The 16,402-nt window shown below is 36.3% G+C and carries 15 protein-coding genes; 9 read left to right on the top strand and 6 right to left on the bottom strand.

The window, feature by feature from the left end; all coding sequences use genetic code 11:
* Positions 1 to 72: 72 nt before the first annotated feature.
* Entirely contained in the window at positions 73 to 1,488 is a 1,416-nt protein-coding gene (locus tag DUT69_RS00680; protein ID WP_113651216.1) for a DUF4270 domain-containing protein, read from the bottom strand.
* A gap of 26 nt (positions 1,489 to 1,514) precedes the next feature.
* Positions 1,515 to 2,339: a glycogen/starch synthase gene (locus DUT69_RS00675; RefSeq protein WP_113652407.1), complete on the bottom strand. Its 825-nt coding sequence runs from the start codon at positions 2,337 to 2,339 to the stop codon at positions 1,515 to 1,517.
* Between the two features lie 150 nt (positions 2,340 to 2,489).
* Between DUT69_RS00675 and panC the strand changes: the two genes are divergently transcribed.
* From panC to DUT69_RS00660, 3 genes are all read left to right on the top strand, one after another.
* Positions 2,490 to 3,338 (top strand): pantoate--beta-alanine ligase, encoded by an 849-nt coding sequence (panC, locus tag DUT69_RS00670; protein WP_113651215.1) that lies wholly within the window; start codon positions 2,490 to 2,492, stop codon positions 3,336 to 3,338.
* Positions 3,339 to 3,420: 82 nt separating this feature from the next.
* Positions 3,421 to 3,771 (top strand): aspartate 1-decarboxylase, encoded by a 351-nt coding sequence (panD, locus tag DUT69_RS00665; RefSeq protein ID WP_113651214.1) that lies wholly within the window; start codon positions 3,421 to 3,423, stop codon positions 3,769 to 3,771.
* Between the two features lie 588 nt (positions 3,772 to 4,359).
* Positions 4,360 to 5,502, top strand: a complete 1,143-nt coding sequence (locus DUT69_RS00660) for an acyl-CoA dehydrogenase (protein ID WP_113651213.1) — start codon at positions 4,360 to 4,362, stop codon at positions 5,500 to 5,502.
* Positions 5,503 to 5,584: 82 nt separating this feature from the next.
* Here the strand turns inward: DUT69_RS00660 and DUT69_RS00655 are convergent, their stop codons facing one another.
* Complete coding sequence (locus DUT69_RS00655) at positions 5,585 to 5,932, bottom strand: phage holin family protein (RefSeq protein WP_113651212.1); 348 nt, start codon at positions 5,930 to 5,932, stop codon at positions 5,585 to 5,587.
* A gap of 16 nt (positions 5,933 to 5,948) precedes the next feature.
* Between DUT69_RS00655 and DUT69_RS00650 the strand changes: the two genes are divergently transcribed.
* The 5 genes from DUT69_RS00650 to DUT69_RS00630 all read left to right on the top strand — a co-directional run bounded on the left by DUT69_RS00650 (position 5,949) and on the right by DUT69_RS00630 (position 12,344).
* A complete protein-coding gene (locus DUT69_RS00650; protein WP_113651211.1) occupies positions 5,949 to 6,371 on the top strand; it encodes a hypothetical protein in 423 nt (140 codons plus the stop codon).
* A gap of 113 nt (positions 6,372 to 6,484) precedes the next feature.
* Complete coding sequence (gene rimP / locus DUT69_RS00645) at positions 6,485 to 6,949, top strand: ribosome assembly cofactor RimP (protein WP_113651210.1); 465 nt, start codon at positions 6,485 to 6,487, stop codon at positions 6,947 to 6,949.
* 4 nt (positions 6,950 to 6,953) lie between these two features.
* Positions 6,954 to 8,189 (top strand): transcription termination factor NusA, encoded by a 1,236-nt coding sequence (gene nusA / locus DUT69_RS00640; protein WP_113651209.1) that lies wholly within the window; start codon positions 6,954 to 6,956, stop codon positions 8,187 to 8,189.
* A 70-nt stretch (positions 8,190 to 8,259) separates the two neighbouring features.
* Positions 8,260 to 11,235, top strand: coding sequence for a translation initiation factor IF-2 (gene infB / locus DUT69_RS00635; protein ID WP_113651208.1), 2,976 nt, complete (start codon positions 8,260 to 8,262; stop codon positions 11,233 to 11,235).
* A gap of 161 nt (positions 11,236 to 11,396) precedes the next feature.
* The gene (locus DUT69_RS00630; RefSeq protein ID WP_113651207.1) at positions 11,397 to 12,344 is read left to right on the top strand and encodes a nucleotide-diphospho-sugar transferase; all 948 of its coding nucleotides are present in this window, start codon (positions 11,397 to 11,399) and stop codon (positions 12,342 to 12,344) included.
* Between the two features lie 107 nt (positions 12,345 to 12,451).
* On the opposite strand, the gene DUT69_RS00625 is transcribed toward DUT69_RS00630, so the two are convergent.
* Both DUT69_RS00625 and DUT69_RS00620 read right to left on the bottom strand, forming a co-directional pair.
* Positions 12,452 to 13,282 (bottom strand): glycosyltransferase family 2 protein, encoded by an 831-nt coding sequence (locus DUT69_RS00625; protein WP_113651206.1) that lies wholly within the window; start codon positions 13,280 to 13,282, stop codon positions 12,452 to 12,454.
* 43 nt (positions 13,283 to 13,325) lie between these two features.
* Positions 13,326 to 15,149 carry an ABC transporter ATP-binding protein gene (locus DUT69_RS00620; protein ID WP_113651205.1) on the bottom strand — a complete coding sequence of 608 codons (1,824 nt, stop codon included), beginning with the start codon at positions 15,147 to 15,149 and terminating at the stop codon, positions 13,326 to 13,328.
* Positions 15,150 to 15,286: 137 nt separating this feature from the next.
* Between DUT69_RS00620 and meaB the strand changes: the two genes are divergently transcribed.
* On the top strand, positions 15,287 to 16,183 hold the full coding sequence (gene meaB, locus DUT69_RS00615; RefSeq protein ID WP_113651204.1) for a methylmalonyl Co-A mutase-associated GTPase MeaB: 897 nt from the start codon (positions 15,287 to 15,289) through the stop codon (positions 16,181 to 16,183).
* Here the strand turns inward: meaB and DUT69_RS19480 are convergent.
* On the bottom strand, positions 16,170 to 16,292 hold the full coding sequence (locus DUT69_RS19480) for a hypothetical protein (RefSeq protein WP_262511026.1): 123 nt from the start codon (positions 16,290 to 16,292) through the stop codon (positions 16,170 to 16,172). The genes meaB and DUT69_RS19480 overlap by 14 nt on opposite strands.
* Positions 16,293 to 16,402 lie beyond the last annotated feature (110 nt).

The raw sequence follows: 16,402 nt of genomic DNA, 5'->3' as shown, positions 1-16,402 counted from the left end.
TAATTAAAATTAAAATCCCCCGAAAATATGAAATTCTCGGGGGATTTGTTAATATTCAAGACTAAAATCTGATTAATTTATTTTAGTATAATAGATGTTAAGTTTCATCGTGTTATCGCCTGCAGAAGGTGTTTTCTTAAAACTACCGATTACAGATCTAGCACCTGTACTAATCGAAGGGAAAACACTAAAAGTGCTATTTGGTGTAGGAGCCAGGAAAGTGCCGTAGTCTTTAGTTTTCCCATCTAGCAAATCTTGTACATAAGCGGTTACCACGAAAATGTACTGTCTTGTAACTGCGTTGAAATATCCTCCAAAAGCACCCTGATTTCTAGGGTCGCCAGCACTTGTTTGAGAACCGGCATTATTGTCTGGTAAATTTTGACGTTTTTCGGCAATATCGTATCTGTAAAGTGCTAGTCTCGGAGCCGGTCCGTAAGGTAGAGCATCTGTTCCGGCGCTTAAATCGATTACCAACTCTGCTTTGTTTACAGCAACTTTGCCAACATTCGCCGCAAATTTATCTAAATACGGGAAGGAAATCTTGTTTTTTAAACCCGCTAAAGGCTGTAAATAAGTAACGGGATATTGTACGGTAGGATTGGCTAAATGAGTTGCTATGGATGTTCCTGTGTAATCGTGCTTTACGGTTGCAGCAACCTTGTAAGGAGATGTTGTAGTTATCGGAAAACTAACCGATGTGGTGTCTCTAGCGTTTGTGCTGTTATTCTGAAGTTTATAATAAAGTACAACTGCAGAGTTGGTAGCAGCGAAATCTAAAAACATTATACCTCCATTTCCGGTAGAGTTTGTTTTATTAACCTGAACATGTAAGCCTCTAAAATATCTGGTAAAATTAAGGTTGGTTTTTAAGTTTGTTACATTGGTATTAACGATGTTTTGCTGTATAAACGCATTGTTAAGTGGGATTCTAATTTGTGGTGTAACCGACTTTAATGTATCAGGCTTACCAACCACAATATCGTTTATTTTATAACGTGTATTTGGGTAGATTTTGCCAGATTTACTTCCTATGATTGCAGGTGAATAGCTCCAATTCCTGTTACTTAAGAAAGACGTTTCTCTAGTAATATTCTCATCCAATTGGTGCACATCAATACTATAGGTAGCGGTACTATCTCCATAAAAATTTGGTGCGTAGTTTAAAACTAATACTGCAGAGTCCAGTGTGGGTGTTGTGCCAAAACTATAGGCGTCGTTCGGTACATTTACCGCTAAAGCTAAACTAGCTTCTGTCGTTCCAAAAATAGGATCTTTTAAAAAACCAAGCGGATGTGAAGCTGCTGTACTAGTTTCAACCGCGTCATCTAAAAGTGTGTTAGATTTTATGGTTACCGAATCTACAAGCTGACCCTCTAACGCACTTGTCGGATCAACTTCAAGGCCAATTGTCGATGTGCTTTCGCACGAAGCGAAAAGAAAAAGACTTATCAACAAGGTTAATAAGTCTATTTTATTAAATTTCATATTTGTTCGTAAAATAATGCTCTTTTTTAAGCAACTGAAACCAATTCTTCATCAGAGATCTCCTCGTAAAAATTGTAGAAGTTCTCGTAATTTTCGGTTAAATTAAAGGCTAAAGTTGGTTTATTAGAATCTTTAACAAATTTTAACACATCTTCATCAACCTTTTCATCTGCTAAAACAATTGCATCAGCGTGCGTTATGGCACCAATATGCAAACTAGTATTGTTTGCTCCAATAAATGCTTTTGTATCCTCTTCACTCATATTTTGCATAACCGCTTTTTTGTGCAAATCTGCATTCAAGCTTTCGCTAAAACAGTTTTCGTAAACAGAGTACACTACTTTAGAATTTTTAAAAGTAGGATCGTTTTTATAGGTGGTTTTGATGTATGCCGGAACCAAAGAGGTCATCCAGCCATGGCAGTGAACAATATCAGGAGCCCAACCCAATTTTTTAACGGTTTCCAATGCGCCTTTGCAGAAGAAAATCGTACGCTCATCATTATCGGCATAAAACTTACTCTCTTTATCTCTAAATACATATTTACGTTGGAAATAATCTTCATTATCTAAAAAGTAAACTTGCATACGAGCTGCAGGGATTGAAGCAACCTTTATGATTAACGGGTTGTCATTGTCGTCGATAATGATGTTCATTCCCGACAAACGAATCACTTCATGCAATCTGTTACGTCTTTCGTTAATATTACCAAATCTAGGCATCAAGATGCGGATTTCGAATCCTTTTTCTTGCATCGCTTGTGGTAATTGACGGGTAATTTCTGAAATTTTTGTAAGTTCGAGGAAAGGCGACATCTCGTGTGTAACAATCAGTAGCTTCGTTTTTGCCATCTCCATATTGTATATTAAATTATGTTAATTTAAAGATTATCAAGGTGCAAAGGTACTAAAAATATTAATAATTATCAATAACTTGTGCAATAGGCTTTGTAAGTTTTAGATAATTGTTCAACTTTGGCCCTTTAAAAACCAACTTTAAATTTGGAAATTGTACACACCATTTCAGCATTTAAACAATTGTTGAAACCCTTGAAAAAGGAAAAACTTAAAATTGCTCTAGTGCCTACTATGGGTGCTTTACACAAAGGGCATTTATCTCTCATAGAAATTGCTAAGGACAGTGCAGATATTGTAGTTTGTAGCATTTTTGTAAATCCAACGCAGTTTACAGATCCCAAAGACTTGGAAAGATATCCTCGGCCATTAGAACACGACATTAAAATGCTTACCGATGCCGGATGCAACATGGTGTTTATGCCCACGGTTAAGGAAATGTATCCCACTTTTCCGGTTCCGGAAGATTGGCACTTAGATTTAGGTCCGGCTGAATTTCTGTTAGAAGGTGAGTTTAGAAAAGGTCATTACCAGGGCGTTACCCAAATTGTTAAAAAGCTCTTCGATGTTGTTGAGCCTGACATTGCTTTCTTTGGGCAAAAGGATTTTCAACAGGTGTTAATGATAAGGAATATGGTTAAGCATTTTCAAATGCCTTTAGAAATTGTTTCTTGCCCAATTATTAGAGAGGATGATGGACTTGCAATGAGTTCTAGAAATATTCATCTAAGCCCATCTGATAGAGAGAATTCTTTGGTGCTTAACAAAGCCTTACAATTTGTTTCCGATAATTTCGAAAAATTAGATTTAGAAGAATTGTTAGCCAAGGCCAAAACGATGATAAACAATACGCCAGGCGTAGAACTAGATTATTTTACTATTGCAGATAGCGAAAGTTTGTTACCTGTAGACGATAAAAAAGCTCATAACTCGGTTGTATTGGTAGCGGCAAAAGTTGGCCAAACAAGATTGATTGATAATATGATTTTAAACTAGGGCTGTAGGCGGTTTTGTCTTCTGATTGTAGCCTTAAACCTTTTAGCTTTTTACCTTCAACCTTAATTACTAACTTTGCAGAATGATTATCGAGATATTAAAATCGAAAATACACCGTGTTAAAGTAACACAGGCAGAATTGAATTATGTAGGTAGCATAACTATAGATGAAGATTTATTAGATGCAGCCAATATCATTCCAAACGAAAAAGTACAAATTGTAAATAATAACAACGGCGAGCGTTTCGAAACGTACGCTATTAGAGGCGAGCGTGGAAGCGGTATGGTTTGTTTAAATGGTGCTACAGCACGCAAAGTTCAGCTTGGAGATATTCTAATCATAATGTCTTACGGTTCTTTGCCAATGGAAGAAGCTAAAAAATATCAGCCAATTTTAGTTTTTCCAGACGATAATAACAAGTTGCTTAAGTAAGTATCTATCAGGCTGTAGTTGAAGCCTTATTCTCGCCGATTTTATTTGCTGTTAGATTTTTTGAAAAGCAGTTGTAGCACTTTTCGGTTACATCGGCCCCGCTAATGTTTCAATTTTTGCGCTTTGTGCCAACCTCGAAACGCAGGTGCTTGGTATTTCAAAAATTTCCACGAATATCGGGTTTATAGCACTTCCACCCTTGTTTATGGCAGGGTTCCTTTTCATAGTTGTAAAAGCCACTGTATATTAAACCTGATAGTAGCGAACACGAGCCCGGTTCTCGGGCGAGTAAAGCGTAGAGCAGGGCAGAAGAAACCTATTTGCAATTGCATTGCTTTTCAAATCATTTCCGAAAGTTAGGTAAGCACTTTGTTTTCAGATTGAGCACAGGTTTCCGTCCATGTGATATGGATTCACTTTGTCGAGCAGCAGTTTTGCAGTTTTTGTAAAACATTCTTTCTCCTTCACCTAAAATATATGCCTTTTCTTAAAAAGAAATACATTTTGCTAAAAAATTACTATGCAGCCATAGTAATTTTGGCAAAGAAATATTAATTTTGAGAAATCTAACCAATAATAAATCATAATATGCTTTTTGAGTTAAGTGAAGAACAGCTAATGATACAACAGGCGGCAAGAGATTTTGCGCAAACAGAACTTAAGCCCGGCGTTATAGAAAGAGATGAACACCAAAAGTTTCCGAAGGAGCAGGTGAAAAAGCTGGGTGAGCTCGGTTTTTTAGGAATGATGGTCGACCAAAAATATAATGGGAGCGGAATGGATGCCGTTTCTTACGTTTTGGTTATGGAAGAACTTTCGAAGATTGATGCTTCTGCATCAGTTGTAGTTTCTGTAAACAATTCCTTAGTTTGTTATGGACTTGAAAGCTACGGTACCGAAGCGCAAAAAGAAAAATACCTAAAACCTTTGGCAAGTGGAGAAAAAATAGGCGCTTTTTGCTTATCTGAACCAGAAGCCGGCTCTGATGCTACTTCGCAACAGACTACTGCAGAAGATATGGGCGATTATTATTTGCTTAATGGCACCAAAAATTGGATTACCAATGGTAGCACAGCAAGTACCTATTTAGTTATAGCACAAACACATAAAGAGTTAAGGCATAAAGGTATTAATGCTTTTATTGTAGAAGCGGGTACACCGGGTTTTACAATTGGGCCTAAAGAAAATAAATTGGGCATTCGTGGTTCTGATACCCACTCGCTAATGTTTAACGACGTAAAAGTTCCGAAAGAAAACAGAATCGGGGATGATGGATTTGGTTTTTCTTTTGCCATGAAAACATTAGAAGGTGGTAGAATTGGTATTGCGGCACAAGCTTTGGGTATTGCAGCAGGTGCGTATGAGTTAGCTTTAGAATACTCAAAACAAAGAAAATCATTTGGGAAAGCAATTGCAGAACACCAAGCTATTGCATTTAAATTGGCAGATATGGCTACTCAAATCGAAGCAGCTCGTATGTTGGTTTATAAGGCTGCTTGGTTAAAAGATCAAGGACAATCTTATACCTTGGCTGGCTCAATGGCTAAATTATTTGCTAGTAAAGTAGCAATGGATGTAACGGTTGAGGCCGTTCAAATTCACGGCGGTTATGGTTTTGTTAAGGAATACCATGTAGAAAGATTAATGCGAGATGCAAAAATTACGCAGATATATGAAGGTACTTCTGAGATACAGAAAATGGTTATCAGTAGAAATATTCTAAGTAAGTAAAACTTAAAAGGGATCTGAATAATAAAAAGCCACAAAGAAATAGATCTTTGTGGCTTTTGTGTCTTTGTGGTTAGGTTTAATATTATTTTTTATCTATTCCGAAAATAGAATCCAAAATCATTTTAATTACAGAAACGGCTATTGCCAAAATCGCAGCAGCTAAAAAGCCTGTGGTGTTAAAGCCTGCCATAAAATGATCTACCAATAAAATCATTAAAACGGTAATAATAAATGAGATTAGGCCGAGTGTTAAAACATTAAGGGGGAAGGTAAAAATTCTTAATATTAATCCTATTGTTGCATTTGCAACCGCTATTAAAACGGCGGCGATAATTGCGTCTCCAAATCCATTTACTGTAACACCTGGAACAAAGTAAGCTCCAAGCATCATGGCCAAGCCCATTAATAAAATTTCGAGTATTAATTTCATAATGTTAATTTAGTTTATGTTTAAATATATAAAATTTGTGGCTGTTTTAATTTGCCTAGCGGGATGTTCGAAAGCAAATAACGAGCCAGTTCTAATTAGCTTTTCTAAAGACAGTAGCCAGATTTATATTTCCAAAATAAACGAAGTTGGGCTTTATCAAATCAAAAAAAACATTGGTGTAGATAGTGCCTACCAAAGTTTGGTTTCTGTGTTGCAAACCCCTGCAGAAAATGATTCTACTACAATGGAAAAAGAGATAAATGGTAGGTTAGGGATGTTAGGCGATATCTTGGTTTTTACACCCGATACTTCTTTTATTAAGGGCAAAACGTATTTAATAGAAACTGTTATCAATACAGAATTTGCTAGTACAAAAGATATTTTAACGTCTAAAGTTGGGCATAAATTAAAAAAACAACAAGCTTTTCTAAAGCGCTAACCACTTCATTTGCAAACCTATTTGTAATTCTCATAAAAATTTCATAAGTTTGCACCGTAATAGTGGAAGGAGAGGGGACCGTGTCCCCTTTTTTCTTTTCTAAAATTTAGCATATGCAGGTAGAAAATAGAGTTGTAGCACTTGTAGAGGAGAAAATTGCAGATAGACCCGAGTTGTTTTTGGTAGAGGTTAAAATGTTGCCAAACAACAAACTGATTATCCATGTAGATGGCGACCAAGGTATAAGCATTCAGGATTGTGTCGCAATTAGCAGGCACGTTGGCTTCCATTTAGAAGAAGAGAATACAATCGAAAAAGCTTACAATCTTGAGGTTTCTTCTCCTGGAGTAGGCGAAGCACTTAAATTAAACCGTCAATATCATAAAAATATAGGCAGGGAATTAAGCGTAAAATTAAACGACGGCGAGAAAAAAGAGGGCAAGTTGCTTTCTGTTACTGATGAAGCTATCGTTATTGAGGAAAAAGTAAAAGAAAAAGGTAAAAAGGCACAATTGGTAGAAACATCAATTGAATTTAATAAAATAGTAGAAACCAAGGTTTTAATTTCATTTAAATAGGAAAATGAGCAATATTAATTTAATCGATTCATTCCAAGAGTTTAAGGAATTCAAAAATATCGACCGTCCGACAGTAATTAGCGTACTGGAAGAGGTATTTCGCAGTATGTTGCGTAAAAAATACGGTACTGATGAAAACTGTGATGTTATTGTTAACCCAGACAATGGGGATTTGGAAATCTGGCGTACCAGAAAGGTAATGGAAGATGGTTTTTCTGAAGACGATGATTTAGAAATTGAACTTGCCGAAGTAAAGCTGTTAGATGCTGATATGGAAGTAGGTGACGATTACATAGAGCAGATTACTTTAGAAAGTTTTGGTAGAAGAGCTATTTTAGCGGCTCGCCAAACGTTGGTTTCTAAAGTTTTAGAATTAGAAAAAGACGAAATTTTCAAAAAGTATAAAGACAGAGTTGGCGAAATTGTAACTGGTGAAGTTTACCAGGTTTGGAAAAAAGAGACTTTGGTGCTTGATGATGAAGGTAATGAATTGATCATGCCAAAAACAGAGCAAATTCCTGCAGATTATTTCAAAAAAGGCGATGCGGTTAGAGCGGTAATTTCTAAGGTTGATATGTTAAACGCAACTCCAAAAATTATCATCTCAAGAGTTGCTCCAGAGTTTTTACAACGATTGTTCGAAATAGAAGTTCCAGAAATTTTTGATGGTTTAATCACTATCAAGAAAATTGTTCGTGAGCCAGGAGAAAGAGCGAAAGTTGCGGTAGAATCTTACGATGATAGAATTGATCCGGTAGGTGCTTGTGTTGGTATGAAAGGTTCTCGTATCCACGGTATTGTTAGAGAGTTGAAAAACGAGAATATCGATGTAATTAACTTTACAAATAATATTTCTCTATACATTCAACGTGCTTTAAGTCCTGCAAAAATCACTTCTATTAAGTTAGATGATGAAAATAAAACGGCTTCAGTTTACTTAAAGCCAGATCAAGTGTCATTAGCTATCGGTAGAGGCGGACACAACATTAAGTTGGCAGGTAAATTGACAGGATATGAAATCGATGTTTATCGTGAGGCTGGAGAAGAAGATGAAGATGTGGATATCGAAGAATTCTCGGATGAAATTGATAGCTGGATCATTGATGAGCTTAAATCGGTAGGTTGTGATACCGCTAAAAGTGTTTTAGCTTTATCTGTAGATGAATTGGTAAAACGTACCGATCTTGAAGAAGAAACTATCAAAGAAGTGATAGGAATTCTTAAATCGGAATTTGAATAGACGTGTATGCTTGAATAAACAAGAATAAACGTTACTTTTGTATATAATTTAGTAAATAATAGGATAATAGATGTCAGACGACAAAGCCATAATTTTATTTAAAGCAGCTAAGGAGCTTAACATAGGAATTGCTACGGCAGTAGATTTTCTTGGTAAGAAAGGCTTTGCTGTGGAAAATAAGCCCACTACAAAACTTTCAAAAGATATGTATGATACATTACTTAGAGAGTTTCAGGGGGATAAAATCGTAAAAGAAGAAGCCAATCAAATTAATATAGGTAAAATTCGTCGTGATGAACCCGAAGCCGCTGAGAAAGCTCCTGAGGTGCCTAGAAATAAACAAGAATTTGAAAACGAAGGTATTTTAATCAAAAATGCACAGTCTTATACTCCGCCGGTTGAAAAGCCTAAAGAGGAAAAACCTGCAGAAGTTAAGGTTTCTGAGCCAGCAGCAGCTCCCGTGAAAGAGAGCCAGCCAGCAGAGGAAGGATCTTTACCTGGTGTTAAGATAGTTGGGAAGATAGATCTTAACGATCTAAATTCTAAAACTCGTCCGGCTAAAAAAGAAGAGCCTGCACCTGTTGTTGAAGCTAAGAAAGAAGAGCCAGTTGCTGAAAAACCAAAGGTTGAAGAGCCGATTAAACCAGTGTCAACTACAGTTGCAGAGACTAAACCAGTTGCTGAAGAAAAGCCAGTGGTTAAAGAAGAAGTGAAACCGCAAGCTGAAGCCCCTAAGGCTGAAGAGAAACCTGCGGTTGCTACTCCTCCGGTAGTTCCGGCAGAAGACGAGGTTATTAAAGCTCGTTCGGTAAAATTATCTGGACCAAATATTATTGGCAAAATCGTTTTGCCAACTACACCAGATCGTAGAAACCAGCCAATTGCTTCTTCTGGAGATAGCGAAGCTGCAAAAAGAAAACGTAAGCGTAAAAAAACGCCTGGAGGTCCTAATACGCCTCAACAACCACAAACTAATCAACAGCCAGGACAACCAGCTCGCCCAGCGGCAGGAGGTGGCGTACCAGGAAATAGACCTGATTTTAGAAATAATACAAATAATACAGCTGGTGGTCGTCCTAACTTTAGAAACGCTCGTCCGGGTGGTGCACCTGGCGGACCTAAAGAGGAACCAACAGAAAAAGAAATACAAGACCAAATTAAGGCAACACTTGCTCGTTTAAGTGGTGCTGGTAAGTCTGGTAAATTCGCCCAACGTGCAAAACTACGTCGTCAGAAACGTGATGATGTGGCATTAACTGCGGAAGAAGCAGCTGCAGAAGAGCAATTGCAATCTAAAGTATTAAAAGTTACCGAGTTTGTTACGGCAAATGAGTTAGCTAATATGATGGATGTTCCGGTTACGAAAATTATCGGAACGTGTATGAGTTTAGGGATGTTCGTATCTATTAACCAACGTTTAGATGCAGAGACCTTAACCATTGTGGCTGATGAGTTCGGTTATGAAATTCAATTCGTTAAAGCAGATGAAGAAGCTGATAGTGTTATTGAAGAAGAAGACGCACCGGAAGATTTAGAACCAAGAGTACCAGTTGTTACCATTATGGGTCACGTGGATCATGGTAAAACATCATTACTAGATTATATCCGTAAGGCAAATGTGGTAGCTGGTGAGGCAGGTGGTATTACACAGCACATTGGTGCATATAAAGTAACTACAAATTCTGGCAAACAAGTAACTTTCTTAGATACACCGGGTCACGAAGCCTTCACAGCAATGCGTGCTCGTGGTGCTAAAGTTGCGGATATTGCAATTATCGTTATTGCAGCAGATGATGCGGTAATGCCTCAAACAAAAGAGGCTATTAACCACGCACAGGCAGCTGGAGTACCTTTAGTATTTGCGTTTACCAAAATTGATAAGCCAGGCGCTAACTCTGATAGAGTGAGAGAGCAATTATCAGTAATGAATATTTTAGTAGAAGATTGGGGCGGTAAATTCCAGTCGCAAGAAATATCTAGTAAAAGTGGCTTAAATGTCGATTTATTATTAGATAAGGTATTGCTAGAAGCAGAGTTATTAGAATTAAAAGCTAACCCTAATAAACGTGCTACAGGTACGGTTATAGAGGCTACTTTAGATAAAGGACGCGGTATTGTAACTACCGTATTGGTTCAAGCAGGTACTTTACGTGTTGGAGATCCAATTTTAGCGGGTAGTTATAGTGGTAAAGTTAAAGCGTTATTTAACGAACGTGGAGCTAAAGTTAACGAAGCAGGCCCTTCTGTACCAGTTCAAGTATTAGGTATGCAAGGTGCACCAACAGCGGGTGATAGATTTAACGCATTAGAAAGCGAAGTAGAAGCGAGAGATATTGCGAACAAACGTTTACAATTGATGCGTGAGCAGGGCTTACGTACGCAGAAACATATCACGCTTGATGAAATTGGTCGTCGTTTAGCTATTGGTAACTTCAAAGAGCTTAATTTAATTGTTAAAGGTGATGTGGATGGTTCAATCGAAGCATTAGCCGATTCATTATTGAAGTTATCTACAGAAGAAATTCAAATCAATATAATTAGTAAAGCGGTAGGTCAAATTTCAGAATCTGATGTATTGTTAGCTTCTGCATCTGATGCAATTATTATCGGTTTCCAAGTGCGTCCTTCGCCAGGAGCTCGTAAATTGGCAGAGCAAGAACAAATTGATATTCGTTTGTACTCTATCATCTACGATGCAATTAACGAAATTAAAGCTGCAATGGAAGGTATGTTGGCTCCAGAATTTGAAGAGAAAATTGTTGCTAACGTAGAGATTAGAGAGACCTTTAAGATTACTAAAGTGGGTACCATTGCAGGTTGTATGGTATTAGACGGTAAGATTACTAGAAATAGCAAAATCCGTATTGTACGTGATGGTGTTGTAATTTATACAGGTGAGCTTGCGTCACTAAAACGTTTCAAAGACGATGTGAAAGAAGTAGCTAAAGGTTACGAATGTGGTCTTAACATCCAAAACTTTAACAACATTGAAGTTGGGGATATTGTAGAAGCATACGAACAAGTGGAAGTTAAACGTAAGTTGTAAAAAGCTTTGTACTTATATATGAAGGAGCTCTGAAATCTCAGAGCTCCTTTTTTTATAAAGATATTTTAAAATAGCAGTCTGTTTTACTTAAATTTGTTATTATAAGAACTCCCATTCGGCAAAATAAGGATTGGATTATATTACCGCTTCAAAAATAAAGCATGTACCAAACAAAATCGTCAATCCTCTTTATAATTTTCAATAGGTTAGATACAACATTAAAAGTATTGGCTCAAATTAAGCTGGCGAAACCTAAGAAGTTATATATCACTGCTGATGGGCCACGCCCGGGAAGAGCGGAAGAAGCTATAAAATGTGCCAATGTGATAACTGCGGTTTTGGATTTTATAGATTGGGAATGCGAAGTTTTTACCTTGCTTCGAGCAGAAAATGTTGGTCCAAAAGAAGCAATATCATCGGCAATTGATTGGTTTTTTGAGAACGAGGATGAAGGCATTATTTTGGAACATGACTGCCTGCCTGCGCCTACTTTTTTCTCGTATTGCGATAATTTATTAGAGCGATACAGGGACGACAAGAGAATTTGGCTAATATCTGGTTTTAATTTCAATACAAAAAAGAAATGGGGCGATGCATCTTACTATTTCTCTAATTTAACCAATGGCTGGGGTTGGGCGACTTGGAAAAGGTCATGGGCTAGTTATGATAAAAATCTCAATCAGTTTGAAGCTGAAGAAATTCAAGAGCCATTAATGCAAATTTTCGGAGACAAGTTAATTGTTGATAGGTGGGTAGAGATATTTAATGATACAAAAGCAGGAAAAATAGATACATGGGATTATCAGGTTACTTTTGCTCATCTCCTAGGTCATTCTTTAACGGTTGTACCAAATTATAATTTAGTAAGTAATATAGGTTTTGGTGAGTTTGCCGAAAATACCTTAAATGCGAATAGCCCGTTTGCAAATGTTCCATTAGAAGAGATAGAAGAGCTTAAGCACCCAAACATTATAATGCCTCAAGACCAAGCTGATTATAATCTTTTATTCGAAGAATTTGGTTTAAGAGATAAAATCGCTGAAATTAAAAGAAATAACACAAAAAAGAAAAGACTTAAAAGGTGGTTAAAAAAGATATTTTCTTTCTAACTTTTTCATTCCACTGTACAAAAATAAGTATAACTACAGAATAGTATTTTTGCTGAATCGGATAAAGATAATAGCTAACAGTATAAATTGTAGTTTAATCGCAAGAATTAATACTCGGATTTATATTTGGCTTTAGGTAAAAAAAGAAGAAGGAAACTCATAAACCATTTAAGAAATCTAAAAGCGATTTTATGCTTGCGGATATGGAAAAACTGTCTTACCCGTTTAACTCTTAAATCTGCAATCTCTCTATAATCGTACGCGAACATTGGGAAATATTTTTTTATAACCTCATCTTTGTCTGCGTAAATAGCCTTTCGGTTTTTTATATCTGTCGAAACTCCAGATGTATCGTAGATGCTAATTAACATATCAAGGTGCTGGTAAGAAATCTCCAACTTAACTACAGCGTATATTAGAAACTCCCAATCAGAAATTATTTTATAATTCTCGTTATAATAAAAAATTTCATCAAACAATATTCGCTTTATAAAACAAGCTTGGTGATTAATATTGTCGACTATAAAAAATGGATAGGAAAGTATTTTAGGAAAGGAAGCAACTTGAGGCCCTTCAGGCCAATTATAAATTAAATCACCATAGTAAAGATCTAGGTTGCTATGCATTTTAGAGGTAACGCCTTGCAGTGTTTTTACGTCATGCAAAATATCCCCACTATTTAGAAAATAAACGTAATCTCCTTTGGCTAGCCTAATCCCTTTATTCATAGCGCTATAAATTCCGTTATCTGGCTCACTAATGTAAGTTGTTAATTTATCGCTAATAGAAGCTATGTACTCTTTGCTTCCATCTTTGCTATTTCCATCAACTATAATAAATTCGTAATCATTATATTCTTGCGAAAAAACACTTTCACAAGTTTTTTTTAATCCACTTAGATTATTTAGGTTAATTGTTAAAATCGAAATTTTTGGCATTTAATTTATTTTACTGTTCATGATCTGCTAAAGCCGTTAAACTTTAATCATTAAAGGTTTGCATGTCTATTAAACGTTTGTAAAGCCCATTTCGTGACATAAGCTCAGAATGACTTCCGCTTTCCGTAATCTGACCTTTGTCTATTACAACAATTACGTCAGCCTGTTGTATTGTACTTAGTCGATGGGCAATAACTACAGAAGTTCTGTTTTGCATTAAATTATTTAGCGCATCTTGTACTAATTTCTCAGATTCTGTATCTAAAGCAGAAGTTGCCTCATCTAATAGCATAATTGGAGGATTGGCTAAAACAGCTCTCGCAATACAAATTCTTTGCTTTTGTCCGCCAGAAAGTTTGTTTCCTCTATCACCTACAGTACTTTGGTATCCCTCTTCCTTGCTCAGAATGAATTCGTGGGCATTAGCAATTTTTGCCGCGTTTATTACCTCTTCTTCTGTAGCGTCTGGTTTGCCAAAGGCGATATTGTTAAAAATCGTATCGTTAAAAAGAAATGATTCCTGGTTAACTATACCCATTTTACCACGAATACTCTCAACAGTTAAATCTTTATAATTTATACCGTCAATCTCGATTGATCCGGTTTTAGGATCATGGAAACGAGGAATTAGATCCATTAGCGTGCTTTTTCCACCACCAGATGGACCGACAAGCGCAACCGTTTTACCTTTTTCAATTTCCAAAGAAATATTTTTTAGTACCTCTTTGTCTCCATAATTAAATGACACGTTTTTTAAAGTAAGCTTGTCTTTAAAATCGTTTAGTGTTATTGCGTCTGCCTTATTAATTAATTCCGGTTTGGTATCAATCAGTCCCAAAACCCGTTCGCCGGCCGCAATACCTGAATGTATGCCACTAAAAGAGTCTGTAATTGCTTTAATAGGCTGCATCACTTGAGAGAATGTAGCAAGATAAATTACAAATTTTCCTGGTTCTAAATCACTATTTCCACTCAATATCATTGTTCCACCGTATAGTAAAATAAAAACCACAACAAGTACGCCCAACGTTTGGGAAACTGGAGATGCCGACTGTTGTCTTCTAGCCATTTTTCTGTTCAAATTTGAATAGAACTCGTTCTCATCCTGAAATTTCTGCTTTATTCTAAAAGTTGCATTAAAGGCTTTTATAATTTTAATTCCGCTTAATGCTTCATCTAAAAATCCAATCATTTTAGCAAAAGATTCGTGTGCTAGAGTTGACTGTTGTTTTAAACGCTTTACAATCTTGCTTATCAAGAAACCAGAAATAGGTATAACGAGTAACGAGAATAATGTTAATTTTAAGGAGATTGATACGAGTACAGCAATAAAAAAGATAAGTTGCAGAGGCTCCTTGAAAATAACCTGTAATGTATTAGTAACCGTAAATTGCACCACCTGAACATCATTCGCAACTTTGGAAATAATGTCGCCTTTACGTTCATTATTAAAGTATCCTACGTGCAGGTTCATTACACTTTCAAAAACAGATCTTCTTAAGTTAAGTAAGGTGTGTACTCTAAGGTCTTCCATATACCTCTGAGAGAAATAGCGGAAGAAATTGGTTAAGAAAACGGTTACAATAACAGCAACGCAAATTACTTTCAAAGCATAAATCTCATCATGTTTAAGTATTATCTGCTCTATATACTCATTGAACATGCTCATAGGGTTCCATGAAGCATCTTTTGCCACAGTGTTTATCTGGTCATCACATGGTTGGATAAACAACGTATTCATTATTGGGCCTAAAAGCGTAAATAAAAAGGTATTAAATACAATGGCGAATAGTGTAGTTATTATATAAGGAATAGCGAATTTTTCAATTGGCTTAGCAAAAGATATTAATCTAAAATAAGTTTTCATTAAAAACGGTTAAAGGGCCTAAAGGTACACATTTTGTTATTTGTTTATTTTAATAATGGTTCTGTAAGAGCAAATATTACAGTGCATAAGCATTTATATTTAAGTTGTAAAGCAAAAAAATATGTTTATTTGCAAATATGAAATCAGTAGATGATTTAATAAAAGGCATACTTGCTGGAGATTTTAAAGTTTTAGCTAGAGCTTTGACGCTGGTAGAAAATGATATTGAGCCCTCGTCAGCATTGTTAAGATCGCTCATCATAAAAAACATACCTGTGGTGGGTATAACTGGTCCTCCGGGAGCAGGTAAAAGTACTTTAGTAAATACAATCATCAATTCTTTTTTAAACGATGATAAGCGCATTGCTGTTTTAGCTGTAGATCCAACATCTCCATTCAATTTTGGTTCTCTTTTAGGAGATAGGGTTAGAATGTCTCAACAGTTCAACAAGTCTAACGTCTTTATTCGTTCTGTTGCAACTAGAGGTGCTTTGGGTGGTATATCTGTAAAAACGTTAGAGATGCTAGATATACTAAAAGCTTCAAATTTCGATTTGATTTTGGTAGAAACCGTTGGGGTTGGGCAATCGGAAGTTGAAATTGCAGGTTTGGCAGATAAAACCATCGTAGTATTAGTGCCAGAATCGGGGGATGAAATACAAAATATAAAATCTGGGTTGATGGAAATTGCCCAAGCTTTTGTTGTTAATAAAGCTGATAGAGATGGTGCAAATAACTTTGCCAACAACCTCAAAAAAATGGTTCATCAGCAAACGGAGATTATTCCGGTTTTTAAAACCGTTGCCGATAAAGGTGAGGGAATTGAGGAACTTTTGCAATGGATATTAACCCCTATTAAATTAGCTGATGACAGAAAAAGGTTCTTGCTTGCCGATAAGGCACTAAAACTTATTCAACATTATAAAATGAAAGATATAGACCAACAGAAGCTACGGCTAGCAGTAGACAAAGCTTTTGCTGAAGTTAGTTTTAATGTTTATCAATTTGCGGAAGAATACCTTAAGCGTTCATAAGCTTTTCAATTTCCTCCGCAATAATTGGCGGTTTAGCGGTTAAATCGAAATTACCATCTTTGGTTACTAATATCGTGAACATCCAGTCCGAGGTAATGTGTGTTTCCATGCATAAAATGTTATCGTGGTAATACAAAATATTCGCATTGTTGCCAGAGGCGATGATTGGAACGTAGAAGTTATTGGGCAAGTTCTACCTCAATGTCTGACTTAATGGCA

Origin of the sequence: Pedobacter namyangjuensis (assembly GCF_003313325.1) — a bacterium.
GTDB classification, from domain to species: Bacteria; Bacteroidota; Bacteroidia; order Sphingobacteriales; family Sphingobacteriaceae; genus Pedobacter; species Pedobacter namyangjuensis.
This window is presented reverse-complemented; position numbering and strand designations above follow the sequence as displayed.